The sequence below is a fragment of the Streptomyces sp. NPDC031365 genome (assembly GCF_055569765.1).
Map to the genome: position 1 here is coordinate 6,391 of NZ_JBVIIM010000047.1, position 16,021 is coordinate 22,411.

Annotated in this window: 12 protein-coding genes; 8 read left to right on the forward strand and 4 right to left on the reverse strand. The window is 68.9% G+C overall.

Annotation, left to right across the window (positions count from 1 at the left end):
- Window positions 1-93: 93 nt before the first annotated feature.
- From cmlS to ACZ5C2_RS36890, 4 genes are all read right to left on the reverse strand, one after another.
- On the reverse strand, window positions 94-1,809 hold the full coding sequence (gene cmlS / locus ACZ5C2_RS36875) for a chloramphenicol-biosynthetic FADH2-dependent halogenase CmlS (protein ID WP_468801085.1): 1,716 nt from the start codon (window positions 1,807-1,809) through the stop codon (window positions 94-96).
- Between the two features lie 118 nt (window positions 1,810-1,927).
- Window positions 1,928-3,355, reverse strand: coding sequence for an ANL family adenylate-forming protein (locus ACZ5C2_RS36880; RefSeq protein WP_468801087.1), 1,428 nt, complete (start codon window positions 3,353-3,355; stop codon window positions 1,928-1,930).
- Complete coding sequence (locus ACZ5C2_RS36885; protein ID WP_468801089.1) at window positions 3,356-4,045, reverse strand: SDR family NAD(P)-dependent oxidoreductase; 690 nt, start codon at window positions 4,043-4,045, stop codon at window positions 3,356-3,358.
- A 26-nt stretch (window positions 4,046-4,071) separates the two neighbouring features.
- Window positions 4,072-4,377, reverse strand: coding sequence for a hypothetical protein (locus tag ACZ5C2_RS36890; protein ID WP_468801090.1), 306 nt, complete (start codon window positions 4,375-4,377; stop codon window positions 4,072-4,074).
- Window positions 4,378-4,684: 307 nt separating this feature from the next.
- Here ACZ5C2_RS36890 and ACZ5C2_RS36895 point away from each other — a divergent pair, with 307 nt between their 5' ends.
- The 8 genes from ACZ5C2_RS36895 to ACZ5C2_RS36930 all read left to right on the forward strand — a co-directional run bounded on the left by ACZ5C2_RS36895 (window position 4,685) and on the right by ACZ5C2_RS36930 (window position 16,009).
- Window positions 4,685-5,704: an AurF N-oxygenase family protein gene (locus ACZ5C2_RS36895; protein WP_468801092.1), complete on the forward strand. Its 1,020-nt coding sequence runs from the start codon at window positions 4,685-4,687 to the stop codon at window positions 5,702-5,704.
- A complete protein-coding gene (locus ACZ5C2_RS36900; RefSeq protein ID WP_468801094.1) occupies window positions 5,701-6,891 on the forward strand; it encodes a hypothetical protein in 1,191 nt (396 codons plus the stop codon). Before ACZ5C2_RS36895 ends, ACZ5C2_RS36900 begins: the two co-directional genes overlap by 4 nt.
- A complete protein-coding gene (locus ACZ5C2_RS36905; protein WP_468801095.1) occupies window positions 6,866-9,730 on the forward strand; it encodes an AMP-binding protein in 2,865 nt (954 codons plus the stop codon). The genes ACZ5C2_RS36900 and ACZ5C2_RS36905 overlap by 26 nt, the downstream gene beginning before the upstream one ends.
- A 22-nt stretch (window positions 9,731-9,752) precedes the next feature.
- Window positions 9,753-11,348, forward strand: a complete 1,596-nt coding sequence (locus tag ACZ5C2_RS36910; protein ID WP_468801097.1) for an MBL fold metallo-hydrolase — start codon at window positions 9,753-9,755, stop codon at window positions 11,346-11,348.
- Window positions 11,349-11,440: 92 nt separating this feature from the next.
- A complete protein-coding gene (gene pabB, locus ACZ5C2_RS36915; protein WP_468801098.1) occupies window positions 11,441-13,501 on the forward strand; it encodes an aminodeoxychorismate synthase component I in 2,061 nt (686 codons plus the stop codon).
- Entirely contained in the window at window positions 13,498-14,442 is a 945-nt protein-coding gene (cmlC, locus tag ACZ5C2_RS36920; RefSeq protein WP_468801100.1) for a 4-amino-4-deoxyprephenate dehydrogenase CmlC, read from the forward strand. The genes pabB and cmlC overlap by 4 nt, the downstream gene beginning before the upstream one ends.
- Window positions 14,439-14,750 carry a 4-amino-4-deoxychorismate mutase CmlD gene (gene cmlD, locus ACZ5C2_RS36925; protein ID WP_468801101.1) on the forward strand — a complete coding sequence of 104 codons (312 nt, stop codon included), beginning with the start codon at window positions 14,439-14,441 and terminating at the stop codon, window positions 14,748-14,750. The genes cmlC and cmlD overlap by 4 nt, the downstream gene beginning before the upstream one ends.
- Window positions 14,751-14,830: 80 nt before the next feature.
- Window positions 14,831-16,009, forward strand: coding sequence for a 3-deoxy-7-phosphoheptulonate synthase (locus tag ACZ5C2_RS36930; RefSeq protein ID WP_468801102.1), 1,179 nt, complete (start codon window positions 14,831-14,833; stop codon window positions 16,007-16,009).
- Window positions 16,010-16,021: the final 12 nt, after the last annotated feature.

A 16,021-nucleotide genomic window follows, 5' to 3' on the forward strand; every position in this document is an offset into this window, starting at 1 on the left:
CGTCGGCCCCCCCCCCCCCCCCTCTCCCCCCCCCCCCCCCCCCCCCCCCCCCCCCCCCCCCCCCCCCCCCCCCCCCCGGTAGTGCGGTGTGGGTCAGACCTCGTACTCGACGCCGACGCCGCCGAAGTGGAGCCGGCCCTGGACAAGGACCTTGTCGCCCTGCTCGTCGTAGCCGGTGAGGAGGCCCGCCTCCATCAGCCGGACGACGATCTGGGTGCTCAGCTCCTGCCTGCCGACGACGCCGAGGCGCTTGACGAGCGTCTTGTAGCCGAACTCCTCCTCGGCGAGGTCCTGGAAGATCTGCCGGGCGTCGTCGTCCATCGGGTACTGGGCCATGTCGAGCCCGTCCTCGTTGGCCAGGACCTCCCGTTGCTCCAGCCGGAAGCTGATCGGCTCGACGCGGTAATGCGGCTTGAGCACGGCCTTGCCACCTGTCCAGCGGAAGCGGCTGATGCTGTTCAGCCGCTTGGTGAGGTCGCTGATCCAGCGGATCCGCGCCGCGTTCAGCTCAGCCTCGCTGAAGTCGTCGCTGAGCTCGGGGCGCTGGTGGCGGCCGATGGAGATCATCGTGGACGCCCGGTCGCGGAAGGACGCCACGGTTCCGCCGGAGTCCTCGGGGTTGTTGCCCACCAGGCTCTCGAACCACTTCTTCCGGGTCAGACGGTCGTCGTCGGACTCGGTGATGCGTCGCTTCCGCCAGAACTCGGAGTCGGGCTCGGTGAAGGAGGCGAAGGTGTAGAAGGAGGCGAGGAACTGGTGGTACTGCTCGTAAGCCTCGCGGTAGGTGCGGTTGTACCAGGAGTGCACCGCGTCCTTCTCGTCCCTGTGGTGGGTGATGCGGTCGATGGCCGCGGCGGCGGAGACCGCCGACTGCGAGGCCAGGTGCACGCCCTGCGAGAACAGCGGGTCGGTGAAGCAGGCGGCGTCGCCGCAGAGGAAGAAGCGGTCGGCGGAGAACACCTCGGTGTCGTAGGACCAGTCCTGTACGATCCGGACCTCGTCCACCTGCTTTGCGCCGTCGAGGATGTCCACGGCCTTGACGCACTTCGCGAGGGTGGCCGAGTAGAAGGTGTCGGCGCCCTGCTCGCGCACCTCGGCGGCCTTCGAGCGGTCGACGACCAGTCCGACGCTGTACAGGTCGTCCTTCAGCGGGATCATCCAGACCCAGCCGTCTTCGAACGTGATCGAGTAAGTGGTGCCCTTCAGGTCCCCCTGGAAGGGGTCCTTCAGCCGGAAGTACGACCAGACAGCGAAGTTCCGGTAGAACTCGTCGTACTGGCGTACGCCGAGCTTGCGGGCGAGAGGGCCGCCGGAGCCGCCCGCGTCGATGACGAAGTCGCTCTCGACGGTGACGTTCTCACCTCCCTTGCGCACCGTCAGGACCACGCGGTCCGGGGCGGACAGGTCCACGTCGGTGACGGGGGTCTCCTCGTGGACGGCTATCCCACGGCTCCGGGCCTCGTCGAGGAGGAGCTTGTCGAAGTCGTCGCGCTTTACCTGGATGGCGTGGTCGAAGACCCAGGGCGTGACCTTGGGGGCCGCGAAGGAGAAGGTCCAGGGGGCCTGGTCCTGGCCCCAGAGGAAGGTCGCCGAGGGTTTTTTGACGTAGTTCTGCGCGTCAATCTTCTCCTGGAGGCCGAGGCGGTTGAGGATCGACATCGTGCCGGGCAGCAGGGACTCACCGATGCGGTACCGGGGGAAGGCTGACCGCTCGTAGATCGTGACGTCGTGGCCGAGCTTGTGCAGGGTGAGGCCCGCGACACTACCGGCCGGCCCTCCGCCGATGATCGCCACCTTCGATCGTGCCATCACGTACTCCTTGGGACGGGGACTGGCTGATGGGACTCCGCGCCGGTGCGGTACGGAGCGTGCTGGGATGGGGTGGCCGGACGGGACCGGCGTACCAGTGCGGGCGGGAGGAGGACCTTCACTCCTCGTCGGTGCCCGGCCGGGACCGCAGCTTCTTCATGCGGTCCGACATCGCGATCGTGTCGACCAAGTTGATCTTCGAGGGCACCTTGAAGGGTTCGACCCGGCCAGCGAGGAACTCCATCACATGCTTTCGGAGGGCCGCGCGGGTGAGCTCGCCCCTGGGCTTGATGTCCACGCACACGGACTGGCCAGTGATCGCGTTAGGCCTTCCGTACACGACGCAGTCCTCTACGAGGGGACTGCCCATGAGGACCGACTCGAGTTCGAGCGGGAGGAGTTTCTCGCCGCCGACGTTGATGACCTCCTTGGCCCGGCCCTTGATCCGGAGGTAGCCGTCGGCTGCCTCCTCGACCAGGTCTCCGGTCCTGAACCAGCGGTCCTCGGTCAGCGAGTCGTCGTCGTAGTTCAGATAGCCGAGGAACTGAGTCCGGCTCCTGAGCTGGAGCTCGCCGTCAACGATCCGGTACTCCACACGGGCGCCGGAGATCTTGAAGTACGTACTGCTCGATGATTCGCTCGTGGTGGTGGCGATACCGGTCTCGCTCGTCCCGAAGGTCTGAAGCAGCCGCACCCCCGGGAAGGTCCGGTGGACCCGTTGGAGCAGTTCGTCGGACATCGGCTCGGTGCCGTACGTGATCAGGCGCAGGCTACTGAGGTCGTACGTGTGGTGGTAGCCGCCGACCATGATCAGATTGAGGTAGGTCGGGCTCGTGGGGAGGACGAGGATCCGGTGGCGTTCGATCAGTGCGCAGATCTCGTCCGGGGTGCGGTGGCGAGGAAGGACCGCGGTACCCCCGACGAGGAGGGTGCTGAGCAGCGAATTGATGCCCCCGATGTGATCGAACATCAGCACCATGAGGATGTTGAGGGCGTTCGACCGGCGGCGCGGTCGCTTCTCAAGCTTCTCGCCGACGATGACATCGAGACTGTGGAGGATGACCTTCGGCGCGCCGGTGCTGCCGCTGCTGAGCAGAACGAGTCCGGCGGCGTCCGGGTCACCGAGCCGGCCGTGCACGGCACCGGACCCTTCAGCGGCGTCCGAGCCGGTGACGGTGTCCGGATCGGTGCCACCGGCCGCCGGCGCCGCAAGGTCCTGGATCTCGATGCCGGCCTCGGTCATCCCGACCAGATGACCCGGCTGGCAGTGCTCGACCAGGGTGTCGAGCGTCGTGTCGGTGAGGGTCACCACTGGCACGATGACGTTCCTGTCCAGGAAGAGCGCGAACAGGGTAGCCACCGAGTCCAGGGAGTAGTCGCCATGGACGACCACGGTCTCCTGCGGCTTCACCCCGTGGAACGCCAGCCGTTCCCGCGTGTCGCGAATCCGCTTCAGGAGCTCCGCGTACGTGACGGCGGTCCCGCGGTCGAAGAGCGCCGTCCGTGTGCCGAAGTCTTCGAACCTCCGCACCAGTTCGTCGCGCATTCAGTGCACACCCCCAAGAAAAAGCGTCTCGCCCGTGATGAACTCCGATTGCCGACCGAGTAGGAACTCGACCGGTCCAACGATGTCGGCCGTCGTGCACTGGCGGGATATCGCCTGGCGCGCGATCAGGGTGTCGATCTTGGGCCGGGGAACGGTTCTCGTCAGTACAGTGTGAACGGGCGGAAGCCCGATCCCATTCACCCTGATGTCGAACGCTGACAACTCTTTGCTCATCACGCGGACGAGTTGTTCGACCGCGCTCTTGCTGGCTGAATAAGCGAGTTGTCCTTCGATGGCCCAGGGAACCGCGACCGTGGAGACGTTCAGGATCGCCGGGCTTTTTTCCGTCGACTTCCGCAGCAGTTTGACCGCTTCTCGGCAGCAGTTCAGCACGGCGAAGAAATTGATGTCGAATATCTTGCGGGAAACCTCGTCGGGGGTCGTCATGAAGTGGTTCATCGACGCGGTTCCGGCATTGTTCACCAGCGCGTCGAGCTTTCCGCACTCCTGTCGGACACTCCGGAACATTACTTTCGTCTGACCGGGGTCCGCGAGATCCACCTCGTGATGCCGGTAGCGCGGGTGGTCGATGGTCGCGGGCCTTCTGCTGCACCCGATGACATCGTGCCCGGCCTCCAGGAAGTGCTCCGCGAGGGCCTTGCCGATGCCGGTCCGGGTGCCGGTGATCATGAGGATCATGAGAGCGATGACCTGCGCTAACCATGCACGCCGACGAGTTTCAACTCTTCCTCGATGAAGCCGATCAGCCTGCGGACGCTGCTGAACGGACTCACCCTGCGGGACACCGCCTTCTCGGACGTGAGCGAGACCTCGGTGCCGAACTCGTCCTCGATGTTCTCCTCGACCAGCGAGAGGAAGGCCACCAGGTACATCGACTCGAAGACACCGGAATCGCCGTAGAGACACAAGTCGAGCACATGGTCGGTGGGAATTTTCTCCTCACGCGTCAGATTGATCTCGTCGAGCGCCGCCACGACGACGCTCTGGATTCGCTCCGTCATCTTCAGGTCTCCGTCCAGCACAAGAAAGAACAGATCGCGTCGGCGGTCGAATGATGCTCCGGGCCAACGCATGCATTTTTATGTCATACGCCCCTGGCGCGCGCAAGGTCGTTCAGTCCGTGCGGATCACGAAGGTCTTGCGAAGTGCCGGCACCCCCGACGGGTGTTCAACTGTCCCGCTCCTTCAGTTGCACACGGTGGTGATCTGCACACCCTTGCGGGCGGCGACCGATGTCCACAGACTTCGAAAACGCCGGACCTGGGAAGGGCCGAACCCGCAAAAGGGAAGAGAAGGAAGGGGTGGGCCATGCATGACCACACGGACGAGAAATCCGGCGCGGCCGGGCACGATGATGGGCACGTCCGGATCGGCGGACTGCCGGCATTCGACCCGGACGACCCCGCCGAGAACGCGGTCATCAACCGGCTCGTCGGAAACTGGCACCGGCGCGCTGCCGTGAAGCGCGAGGAGCCGGACGTCTACGCCCTGTTCGATCCAGGTCGCCCGGACTTCCGGGAAGACATGATCCCCTTCCGGGCCCACCCGATCTGGGAGCGCCTCTCCGACGAGACCCGCTCCCGTCTGCTGAGCTGGGGCTGGGTGGCCTACAACCGGAACACGGTGCTGGTCGAGCAACGGATCGCCAACCCGGCCTTCGAACTGGTCATCGGCGGCGCGTACCCCGGTCTCGGCGGCCAGCAGCTGGAACTCGCCGTCGCGCAGGCCATGGTGGACGAGCAGTACCACACGCTCATGCACATCAACGGCAGCGCGGTGACGCGGCGGATGCGCCGGAGCGACTTCTCCGACCGCGTGCTGCCGGACTCGCACATCACCACGATCCACCAGGCGCATCTGGACCGGTGCGAGGAACCTTGGCAGCGGAGCCTCACCACGCTGGGCTTCGCGACGGTCGCCGAGATATCCATCAACGCGTACCTCGACCTCCTCGCCGACGACCAGCAGATCCAGGTCGTCAACTCCACCACGGTGAAGCTGCACAACCGCGACGAGTACTGCCATGCCTCGATCTCCGGCGAGATGATGAAGCAGGTGTACGAGGCGCTCCCGGCCGACCGGCGCCGTTTCCTCCTGGAGAAGGTCGTGGCGGGCCTGGAGGCCTTCGTCGCCCCGGACTTCACGACCTGGGAGACGATCGTCGCGTTCGAAGGCGTCCCGGGCTGGGAGAAGGCCGCCGCCGAGGTGCGGGAGGCCCAGGGCGGCACCCACCTCGTGCAGGACCACTCGGGGATCCACACCCTCCTGACGGAGATGGACGTGCTCGACCAGGTCGAGTTCGGCTGGGGCACGACGGTGACCCGGTGACCGCCGGCACCCACGGGACAGCGGCCCGCACCGGCCTGCGTCCCGCCGCGGTCGCCGTGCGCGACATCTACAGCTTCCTCTCCGACCTCGGCATGGACTGCGATGTCAACCCGTGCACGGCCTTTGTCGGCACCGTCGAGCCCAAGCGGGTCGAGGATCCCGGCGCATGGCGGGAGTTCGTCGGCCGACTCGGGCTGACTCGGGCGCTCGCGCACCTGGTCGACGTGGAGGAGGAGGACGTAGTCGTCACCCTCGCCCCGCAGCCGGGACCGGTCGAGGGCGGCCTCGACACGCTGGCGGATCTGGTCACCGCGTACCACAACAGCCACCCGCTGCGGCTCGACGAGGCGGTGCACCTCGCGTACTGGCCGCACACGAACGGCGAGCACGTCGTCTTCGTCAAGTTCAGTCATCTGGTCGTCGACCTGACGGACGTTGTCGACCTGCTCCGGCACATCAGGGCCCATCTGCGTGGCGAGGCCGCGCCGGGCCGGATCGGCTCCCGCTACCGCCACCATGAGCGGACCGTGGAGCAGTACGCCGCCCTGCCGGCCGCCGACCCCGCTGAGGTCACCCGGGCCCTCGGCGACCTGCCCGCACCGGGCCGCAAGGGGATCCCGACGATCTCCGCGTCGGCGGAGGACTGGCTCCCGCTCCGCGAGGGCGTCACCTTCGATGAACTGCTCAGCGCCGTCACCGGCGCCCTGATCCCCACCCTCGGCGGCGGCCTGGTCCTGCAGTACCCCTTCTCCCGCTGGGAGTTCGCGACCAAGGGCGGCTACTACGTCGAGATCAAGCCGCTCGTCGTGCGGGCCGGGTCCTCCGCGGAGTACACCCCCGAGTACTTCGCGGAGACCCGGCAGGCCCAGGAGTCGCTAGGCCGTTTCACGATGTCCGACCTCGATGCCTTCGCACGGGCATTCACCAGCGGCCGGATGCCCCGCGTCGTCGTCTCCGACACCACGTTCATGCGTCCGGAGCCGGGCCGCTGGCGCTGGGTCCCGGTGCGCAGCGCGCGCGTCTTCGAGGATCTCAAGTTCCTCGCCGACCGGTCGTGGCCGGGCCCGCCGCTGTTGCGAATGCAGTACAAGCTCGGATTCCTCTCCACCGGGGACGCGGTCGACGTCCTCGACCGACTCAAGCAGCGAATTGGAGCAAGCGGTGGAACTCTCGGACCTGTTGACTGACCTCTTCCGGCGCCATCGCGGACGGACCGCGCTGCGGACCGCCGGGCGGACTTGGACGTACGAGGAGCTCGACCAGGTCACGAGCGCGCTCGCCAGCCGGATCGACCGCGAGTGCCCCGCAGGCCGCCGCGTCCTGGTCTCCGGGGAGCACACGGCGGAAGCCGTGGTCTGGGGCCTCGCGGCGATGCGCAGCCACGCCGTTCACACCCCGATGAACCCCGACCTGCCCGCCGACCGGTTCGAGGAGTTCGTCCGTGTCGCGGACGCGGCGCTCCTCGTCTGCTTCGACCGCGAGGCTCTGGTGCGAGCCGAGAAGGCCGGCGTCCGCGCCCTGCACGCCGGTGACGTGGGCTGGCCCACCGACCCGGTGTCGGCGGGCGGCATGCCCGAGGAGCCGACCCGTTCCCGCGTCGCGTACTCCATCTTCACCTCAGGCTCGACCGGCAACCCCAAGCTCGTCGACGTCGGACACGGCGGTCTGCTCAACCTGTGCCGCTCTCTGCGGCGCCTGCTCGACATCACGCCGGACGACGAGGTCCTGCACTTCGCGTCGCTCTCGTTCGACGCTTCCATCAGCGAGATCCTCGGCACCCTGTACGCCGGAGCGACGCTCGTCGTCCCGGTCCGAGACCAGGCTTCGTGGCTGGGGTCCGTCTCGCGACACATCGCCGCCCACGGCTGCGACCTCGCCATGCTGTCGCCGTCCGTCTACGCGCGGCTCGACGAGGCGGCCCGCCGCCGCATCCGGAAGGTGGAGTTCTGCGGCGAGGCCCTGGGCGAGAGCGAATACCACAAGGCGGCCCGATACAGCCGCGTGTTCAACGCGTACGGCCCAACGGAGGCCACCGTCTGCTTCTCCCTCGCCGAGCTGACGGAGTACACGCCGACCATCGGAACCCCCATCGACGGCTTCCGGGCCTTCGTCCGCGACCCCGACACCGGTGACCACGCCACGGCGGGCACCGGCGAACTCGTCATCGTGGGCGACGGAGTGGCCCTCGGCTACGCCGGCGGGAGCGTGGCCGAGAACAAGGTGTTCGGAACGGTCGACGGTTCCCCCGCGTACGCCACCGGTGACGTCGTGACCCTCTCCGACGACGGCCGACTCGCCTACGTCGGACGGATCGATGAGCAGATCAAACGCCTCGGACACCGGGTGAACCTCGCTCACGTCGAGTCCACGCTCTCCCACCACCTGGACCGGGAGGTGGCACTGGTACGGCAGGGCGACACGATCCTGCTGGTCACGGCCGTGGACGGCGACACCACCGAGGAGTCGCTGATGGCCCGGATCAGGGGCCTGGTGCCCGCCTGGGAGGCGCCCGACCGGGTCGTACTGGTCGACACGCTCCCGCTGACCTCCGGCGGGAAGGTGGACCGGAGCGCTCTACGGGAGCGGCTCGCATCCCCGGCCGGCGCCCCGGGCGGGGACACGGCGGAGCTGCGGCGGGTACTCGGCGTCGTGACCGCCGTCCTGGGCCAGGAGATCGACCCGGACACGTCGATCTTCGACGCCGGCGGCAGCTCCCTCGCCATGATCCAGATCCAGGTCAAACTCTCCGAGACGTACGGCGAGGAGGCCGTCGAGGCCGCGTTCGCCGCGATGGACTACGACTTCGCCCCGTCCGCCTTCCTACGCCACCTGCGCGGAGAGGCCGTCGCCCCGGCGGAGCTCGCCGTCGAGGCGCTGCTGCGCCGGGTGGAATCCGAGTGCGACGCCCTGCGCTCCGAGCTTCCGGTGCTCCTTCACGACACCCGGCACGAGCCGGTGCCGTGGGCCGGGGCCGGCGACCGGGTCGTGCTCCTCACCGGCGCGTCCGGCTTCATCGGAGGGCACGTCCTCGACCGGCTGCTCTCCGCCGGTCGCCCAGTCCTGGTCGTCAGTACCGGCGATCCCGACCGGGTCCTGACCGAGCACCGCACGCGGTTCGGACGGGAGGCCGCCGACTACGCCCGCGTGCGGGCGATCGCCTACGAGGAACTGGAACGGTGGGTGGACCGGCGGCGCGGCCCCGTCCTCGACGCTGTAGTGCACTGTGGCTACCAGGTCAACCACCTGCTGCCGCTCGACAGCCAGATGAGCGGCAGCGTGCGCAACACGACGCTGGTCGTCCGCAGCGCGGCGGCACTGGGCGCCCGCTCCTTCGTCTTCCTGTCGGCCGCTTCGGCCGGAGCGGACTTCCTCCCCCTGTCGGCCGAGACCCTAAAGGCCGTGGGTGACCCCTACTCACGGTCGAAGCTGATCAGCGAAGAGTACGTGAACACCCTCGCCGTGCTGGGGTGCGCGGTCTCCCACTACCGGCCCGGTCTGGTCTACGGGCACCGGCCCGAGGATCGCGGCTACCTCAAGGACGACTGGTTCACCGGTCTGATCGAGACGGCGCGGCGGGTGCGCGCGATGCCCCGTCTCAGCGGCTACGTTCCGGTCTGCGACGTCGGCCCCCTGGCCGAGACCCTCCTCGGGGGCCTGGGCGCGAGTCCGGGCACGGCCGGCGGCGAATCCCGGGGCTCGGACTCCCGGTCCGCGGTCGTGGTCCACCGCACGTACGCGCTCGACGAGCTGCTGCACCACACCGGGCTCACGGAGTCGGACGTCCTGGCGCCCGCCGAGTGGTTCGAGCGGGTGCGGGACGGCGGAGAAGTCCCCTCGCCGCTCCTGGCCGCCATGCAGGCGGCACTGAGCGGCCCGGGCTGGCCCTCCTCCCACCGCGAGGTCGACCACGACATCCTCGGCCGTCTGCTCGGCACACTGCCGGACACCCAGACCGGGGACGGGGCAGGGATCGGAAGCATCGCAGAGGCCCAGAACGGCGCCGCCCACGCGTCGTCGCCGCGCTAGCAGGAACGGAGCCGTTGCCGACATGCGCTACTCGTTACGTCAGGACATCGCGGTGGAGCCAGTCATCGCTGGCTGGTACGGCTGGTCGTATCTGCTGCCGCCACAGACCCTTGCCCGCTTCAACCACAACCGGTTCACCCGCATCGTCGAGAGTTACCTCGCCGACCCGCAGGTTCACGCGGCGGCCGTCCGGCAGCGCCGGATGCACGGCGGCCCCTGGATCCACGCCCACGAGCACCGCGACGCCATCGAGGCCTGGTACCGGGACACGGCTCCACAACGGGCGCAGCTGGACGAACTCTTCGAGGCGATCCGGCGGCTGGAGGAGGACATCCTGCCTCGCCACCACGGCGAGTGCCTCGATCCCGTCTACCAGGAGCTGCCGCCAGCACTGGCCGGTCGGGTGGAGGTGTTCTACGGCAGGGACAACCGCACGGCCGACTACCGCTTCATCGAGCCTCTGATGTACGCGTCGAAATACTACGACGAGTCGTGGCAGCAGGTGCGTTTCCGCCCCATCACGGAGGACGCGCGCGAGTTCGCTCTCACGACTCCGATGCTGGAGTACGGCCCGGAACAGCTGCTGGTCGACGTCCCACTGAATTCTCCCCTGCTCGACACGGTCTTCCGCGGCGGTCTGACCGGGGCCGAACTCGACGACTTGGCCGCGGGGTTCGGGCTGCGGGGCGAGCGGGCCGCCCGGTTCGCCACGTACTTCGAGCCCACCCCGCCGCCCGCCCCGGAACCGGCCGCTTCCCCGGCCGGCGACGATGTCCTCGAATACGTGGGCCATGCCTGCGTGTTCGCCCGCTACCGGGGCACGACCTTCCTGGTGGACCCGGTTCTGAGCTACGGCGGCTACCCGGGCGGGGCGGAGAACCGGTTCACCTTCGCTGATCTGCCGGAGCGCATCGACCACCTGCTCATCACCCATAACCATCAGGACCACATGCTGTTCGAGACCCTGTTGCGGATCCGGCACCGGGTCGGCAGGGTCCTGGTCCCCAAGTCCACCAACGCCAGTCTGGTGGATCCCGGGCTCGGCGGCATCCTGCGCCGACTGGGCTTCACCAACGTGGTCGAGGTCGACGACCTGGAGACAATGTCCTGCGGCTCCGCCGAGGTCGTCGCCCTGCCTTTCCTGGGGGAACACGGCGATCTGCGGATCCGCAGCAAGACAGGCTGGCTGCTCCGGTTCGGGGAGCGTTCGATGCTGTTCGCCGCCGACTCCACGAACATCTCGCCGACGATGTACACGAAGGTGGCCGAGGTGATCGGGTCGGTCGACACCGTCTTCATCGGCATGGAGAGCATCGGCGCGGCGGCCAGCTGGATCTACGGTCCGCTCTACGGTGAGCCGCTGGACCGCAGGACCGACCAGAGCCGACGGCTCAATGGCTCCAACTTCCCCCAGGCGAGGGAGATCGTCGACGCCCTGGAGCCCGATGCCGTCTACGTGTACGCGATGGGCCTCGAGCCCTGGATGGGCATCGTGATGGCCATCGACTACGACGAGAGCCATCCCGCCATCGTGGACAGCGACCTGCTGGTGCGGCACGTCCAGGACAAGGGTGGGACCGCCGAGCGGCTGCACCTCCGACGGACGCTGCGCCTCTGAGCGACACCCACTCTCCCGGCCCCGCTCCCTCGACCCGCGAAACGCCGTCCCACGCACCCATCGGCGAGCCTCTCGAGACAAGGTGCCCCATCATGCGCACGCTCCTGATCGACAACTACGACTCGTTCACCTACAACCTGTTCCAGTACATCGGTGAGGCGACCGGTCAGCCTCCCGTCGTCGTGCCCAACGACGCCGACTGGTCAGGGCTGCCCGTCGAGGACTTCGACGCGATCATCGTGTCCCCGGGGCCCGGCAGCCCGGACCGGGCGAGGGATTTCGGGATCAGCCGACAGGCGATCACCGAGAGCGATCTGCCCGTCCTCGGCGTCTGCCTCGGCCACCAAGGCATCGCCCAGCTTTTCGGCGGAACCGTCGGCCTCGCCCCGGAACCGATGCACGGCCGGGTCTCCGAGGTGCGGCACACCGGCGAGGACGTCTTCAGAGGTCTCCCCTCGCCGTTCACCGCCGTGCGCTACCACTCCCTGGCCGCTACCGAACTCCCCGACGAGTTGGAGCCTCTTGCCTGGAGCGACGACGGCGTCGTCATGGGTCTGCGGCACCGCGAGAAGCCCCTGTGGGGCGTCCAGTTTCATCCCGAGTCGATCGGCAGCGACTTCGGCCGGGAGATCATGGCCAACTTCCGCGACCTCGTCCTCGCCCACCACCGGGCGCGGCGGCGCGCGGCGGCCTCCCCGTACGAGGTCCACGTGCGCCGTGTCGACGTGCTGCCAGACGCTGCGGAGGTACGCCGCGCCTGCCTGCCCGGCGACGGCGCCACGTTCTGGCTGGACAGCAGCGCCGTCCTAGAAGGCGCCTCGCGCTTCTCCTTTCTCGGCGACGACCGCGGCCCGCTCGCCGAGTACGTCACCTACCGGGTCGCCGACGGTGTCGTCTCCGTCCGCGGCTCCGACGGCAGGACGACGGAGACGCCGCAGCCCTTCTTCACGTACCTGGAGAAGCAGCTCGACCGCCGACGCGTACCCACCGCCCCCGGTCTGCCCTTCGAGTTCAACCTCGGTTATGTCGGCTACCTCGGCTACGAGCTGAAGGCCGAGACGAGCGGCGACCCCGCGCACGGGTCCCCGCACCCCGACGCCGCGCTCCTCTTCGCCGACCGCATGATCGCGCTCGACCACCAAGACGGCTGCTGCTACCTGCTTGCCCTCGACCGCCGCGGCCAGGATGACGGGGCACGGGCCTGGCTGCGGGAGACGGCCAAGACCCTCACCGGTCTGGCCGCCCGCGCCCCGGCGGAACGACCCCCCGCCATGGCCTTCGGCGCCCCCGAGGCGGCGGCGGGCTTCGGTCCCGTGGCCCAGGCGCGCCACGACAAGGATGCGTACCTCAAGCGCATCGACGAGTGCCTCAAGGAGATCCGCAACGGCGAGTCGTACGAGATCTGCCTGACCAACATGGTCACGGCGCCGACGGAGGTGATGGCCCTGCCCCTCTACTCCGCGCTGCGCACGATCAGCCCAGTCCCCTACGGCGCCTTGCTTGAGTTCCCGGAACTGTCGGTGCTCAGCGCCTCGCCCGAGCGGTTCCTCACGATCGACGCAGACGGTGGCGTCGAGTCCAAGCCCATCAAGGGGACCCGTCCCCGAGGCGGCACGGCCGAGGAGGACGAGCGGCTCCGTGCCGACCTGGCCGGTAGGGAGAAGGACCGGGCCGAGAACCTGATGATCGTCGACCTGGTCCGCAACGACCTCAACAGCGTCTGCGCGATCGGCTCCGTCCATGTGCCCCGGCTCTTCGAGGTGGAGACCTACGCGCCCGTGCACCAGTTGGTCTCGACGATCCGGGGGCGGCTGCGGCCCGGCACGAGTACCGCCGCCTGCGTTCGTGCGGCCTTCCCCGGTGGCTCCATGACCGGTGCGCCCAAGAAGCGCACCATGGAGATCATCGACCGGCTGGAGGAAGGCCCCCGGGGCGTCTACTCCGGTGCGCTCGGCTGGTTCTCCCTGAGCGGCGCCGCCGACCTCAGCATCGTCATCCGCACCATCGTGCTGGCCGCCGGCCGGGCGGAGTTCGGCGTTGGCGGGGCGATCGTGTCCCTCTCCGACCAGGAGGAGGAGTTCACCGAGACCGTGGTCAAGGCACGCGCCATAATCTCCGCCCTCGACGGCACCGCCGTGGCCGGCGCGCGATGAGCGGCTTCGCCCGAAGCGTCGTCGTCGGCGGGAGCGGAGCGGTGGGCGGCATGTTCACCGGCCTGCTGCGGGAGGCGGGCAGCCAGACGCTCGTCGTCGATGTCGCACCACCCCCGGAGGAGCGGAACTCCTGCCTGGTGGCCGACGTCACCGCGCCGGGGCCCGAGCTGGCGGCCGCCCTCGGCCGCGCAGACCTCGTCCTGCTCGCCGTCCACGAGGCAGTGGCCCTCAAGGCCGTCGCCCCCGTGACCCGGCTCATGCGACCGGGCGCGCTGCTTGCCGACACGCTCTCCGTCAGGACGGGCATGGCTGCGGAACTCGCGGCCCACGCCCCCGGCATCGAGCACGTCGGTCTCAACCCGATGTTCGCCCCGGCCGCCGGCATGGCTGGTAGGCCCGTGGCCGCCGTGGTCACAAGGGATGGGCCCGGCGTCGCCGCCCTGCTGCGGCTCGTTGAGCGCGGTGGCGGGAGGCCCGTACGGCTCTCGGCGCAGGAGCACGACCGGACGACCGCGGCCACACAGGCCCTGACGCACGCGGTGATCGTCTCCTTCGGGCTCGCCCTCGCCCGGCTGGGCGTGGACGTCCGCACGCTGACGGTGGCGGCACCGCCACCCCATCAGGTTCTCCTCGCCCTGCTGGCCCGTGTGCTCGGCGGCAGCCCCGAGGTTTACGGGGAGATCCAGTGGTCCAACCCCCGGGCCGTGTCCGCGCGTCGGGCGCTCGCCGACGCGCTGCGCTCCTTCGCCTCGCTTGTCGGCGACGACCCCGACCTCGACAACAGAGACGGCGACGGCCACCGGGGAGCCGCGGGTCTGGGTGGCCTCTTCGAGGAACTCCGTCGGCTCATGGGACCCGAGCTCGCGGCGCGGCAGGACCACTGCCGGGAGCTGTTCCGCACCATCCAACGCATTGACGACGAAGGCGAGACGGACCGATGACCGAGCAGGACGAGCTGCACCGGCTGCGCACGGAACTCGACACGCTCGACGGCACTCTCCTCGACACGCTGCGCCGCCGCATCGACTGCGGCGTCCGCATCGCGCGGTACAAGTCCCTGCACGGTGTCCCGATGATGCAGCCCGGCCGGGTCAACCTGGTCAAGGAGAGGGCTGCCCGCTACGCAGCCGACCACGGCCTCGACGAGACGTTCCTGGTGAACCTCTACGACGCGATCATCACGGAGATGTGCCGCGTCGAGGACCGGGTGATGAGCCGGGAGGGCCTGACGTCCGAGGACCGGCGTTGAGCCCGTCCCTCCGGACCACCTCGCACGACACCCATTACAGCCCTGACGGCACCTTTCCGTGGAGGGCGGAGGAGACCACGATGCACGCGACCACGACGCTGGCGTCCCTGGCCGGGCGGACGGCGGCGCAACAGCCCTACTGGCCGGACCCGGAGGCGCTCGACGAAGTGGAACGGGAGCTGGCTGGGCTGCCCGTCCTCACCACCGAGAACGAGGTCGTCGACCTGATGAGCGGGATGGACCTGGTCGCCCGCGGCTCGGCGCTCCTCATCCAGGGCGGCGACTGCGCCGAACGTTTCCACGAGGCCGTTCCGGAACTGGTCCGGCAGAAGGTGGACAACCTCCAGGGTCTCGCCGCGATCATGCGGGCCGGCAGCAGGCTGCCTGCGGTGGCAGTCGGTCGCATCGCCGGCCAGTACGGAAAGCCGCGCTCGTCGCCGTTCGAGACGGATGACTCAGGCTCGGGGCGGCAGATGCCCAGCTACTGCGGCGACGCCGTGAACGAGCCCGAGTTCGAACCGGTGGCCAGGACCCCGGAACCCCGTCGGCTCCTCACCGCGTACACGTGCTCGCGGCTCGTTCTCGACGAGATCCGGCACTCCTGGTCGGGGCGGCCCATCCTGGAACGGGTCTACACCTCCCACGAGTTGCTTCTCCTGCCCTACGAACGGCCGCTGGTGAGAAGGGGCGCGCACGGTACGTACGGCGGTTCCGCCCACTTCGGGTGGATCGGCGAGCGGACGCGCCGGGAGGACGGCGCCCACGTCGCCCTCGCCCAGGCCGTGCACAACCCGATCGGCGTCAAGCTGGGGCCATCGGTTTCGCCGTGCGACGCGGTCACCCTGAGCCGGTCGTTGAACCCGGATGGCGTTCCCGGGCGACTGACGTTCATCGTGCGCTTCGGTGCCAAGGACGTGGACCGGCTCCTGCCGCCGGTCGTTGAAGCGGTCGCCCGCCACGGCGCACCGGTTGTCTGGCTCTGTGACCCCATGCACGGCAACGGGCTGAAGCTGTCCGGCCACAAGACCCGGTTGATCGAGCCGATGCGTGCCGAGATCGCATCCTTCACCCGGGCGCTGCGGGCGCACGGACAGTGGCCGGCGGGGCTCCACCTGGAGCTGACGCCGGACCCGGTCACCGAGTGCGTGTCGGAGCGGGACGAGCCGCCGCGGTTCACGGACTACCGGTCCACGTGCGACCCGCGTCTGAACCCCGAGCAGTCGGCGGAGATGGTCTCCCATTTCCTCTCCCTGCTCTGAAGGGTGTCCCGT

Excerpts from the sequence above, each read along its gene's own strand:
- cmlS (WP_468801085.1), bottom strand. The coding sequence starts at position 1,809 with ATGGCACGATCGAAGGTGGCGATCATCGGCGGAGGGCCGGCCGGTAGT.
- ACZ5C2_RS36880 (WP_468801087.1), bottom strand. The coding sequence starts at position 3,355 with ATGCGCGACGAACTGGTGCGGAGGTTCGAAGACTTCGGCACACGGACG.
- ACZ5C2_RS36885 (WP_468801089.1), bottom strand. The coding sequence starts at position 4,045 with ATGATCACCGGCACCCGGACCGGCATCGGCAAGGCCCTCGCGGAGCAC.
- ACZ5C2_RS36890 (WP_468801090.1), bottom strand. The coding sequence starts at position 4,377 with ATGACGGAGCGAATCCAGAGCGTCGTCGTGGCGGCGCTCGACGAGATC.
- ACZ5C2_RS36895 (WP_468801092.1), top strand. The coding sequence starts at position 4,685 with ATGCATGACCACACGGACGAGAAATCCGGCGCGGCCGGGCACGATGAT.
- ACZ5C2_RS36910 (WP_468801097.1), top strand. The coding sequence starts at position 9,753 with ATGCGCTACTCGTTACGTCAGGACATCGCGGTGGAGCCAGTCATCGCT.
- pabB (WP_468801098.1), top strand. The coding sequence starts at position 11,441 with ATGCGCACGCTCCTGATCGACAACTACGACTCGTTCACCTACAACCTG.
- cmlC (WP_468801100.1), top strand. The coding sequence starts at position 13,498 with ATGAGCGGCTTCGCCCGAAGCGTCGTCGTCGGCGGGAGCGGAGCGGTG.
- cmlD (WP_468801101.1), top strand. The coding sequence starts at position 14,439 with ATGACCGAGCAGGACGAGCTGCACCGGCTGCGCACGGAACTCGACACG.
- ACZ5C2_RS36930 (WP_468801102.1), top strand. The coding sequence starts at position 14,831 with ATGCACGCGACCACGACGCTGGCGTCCCTGGCCGGGCGGACGGCGGCG.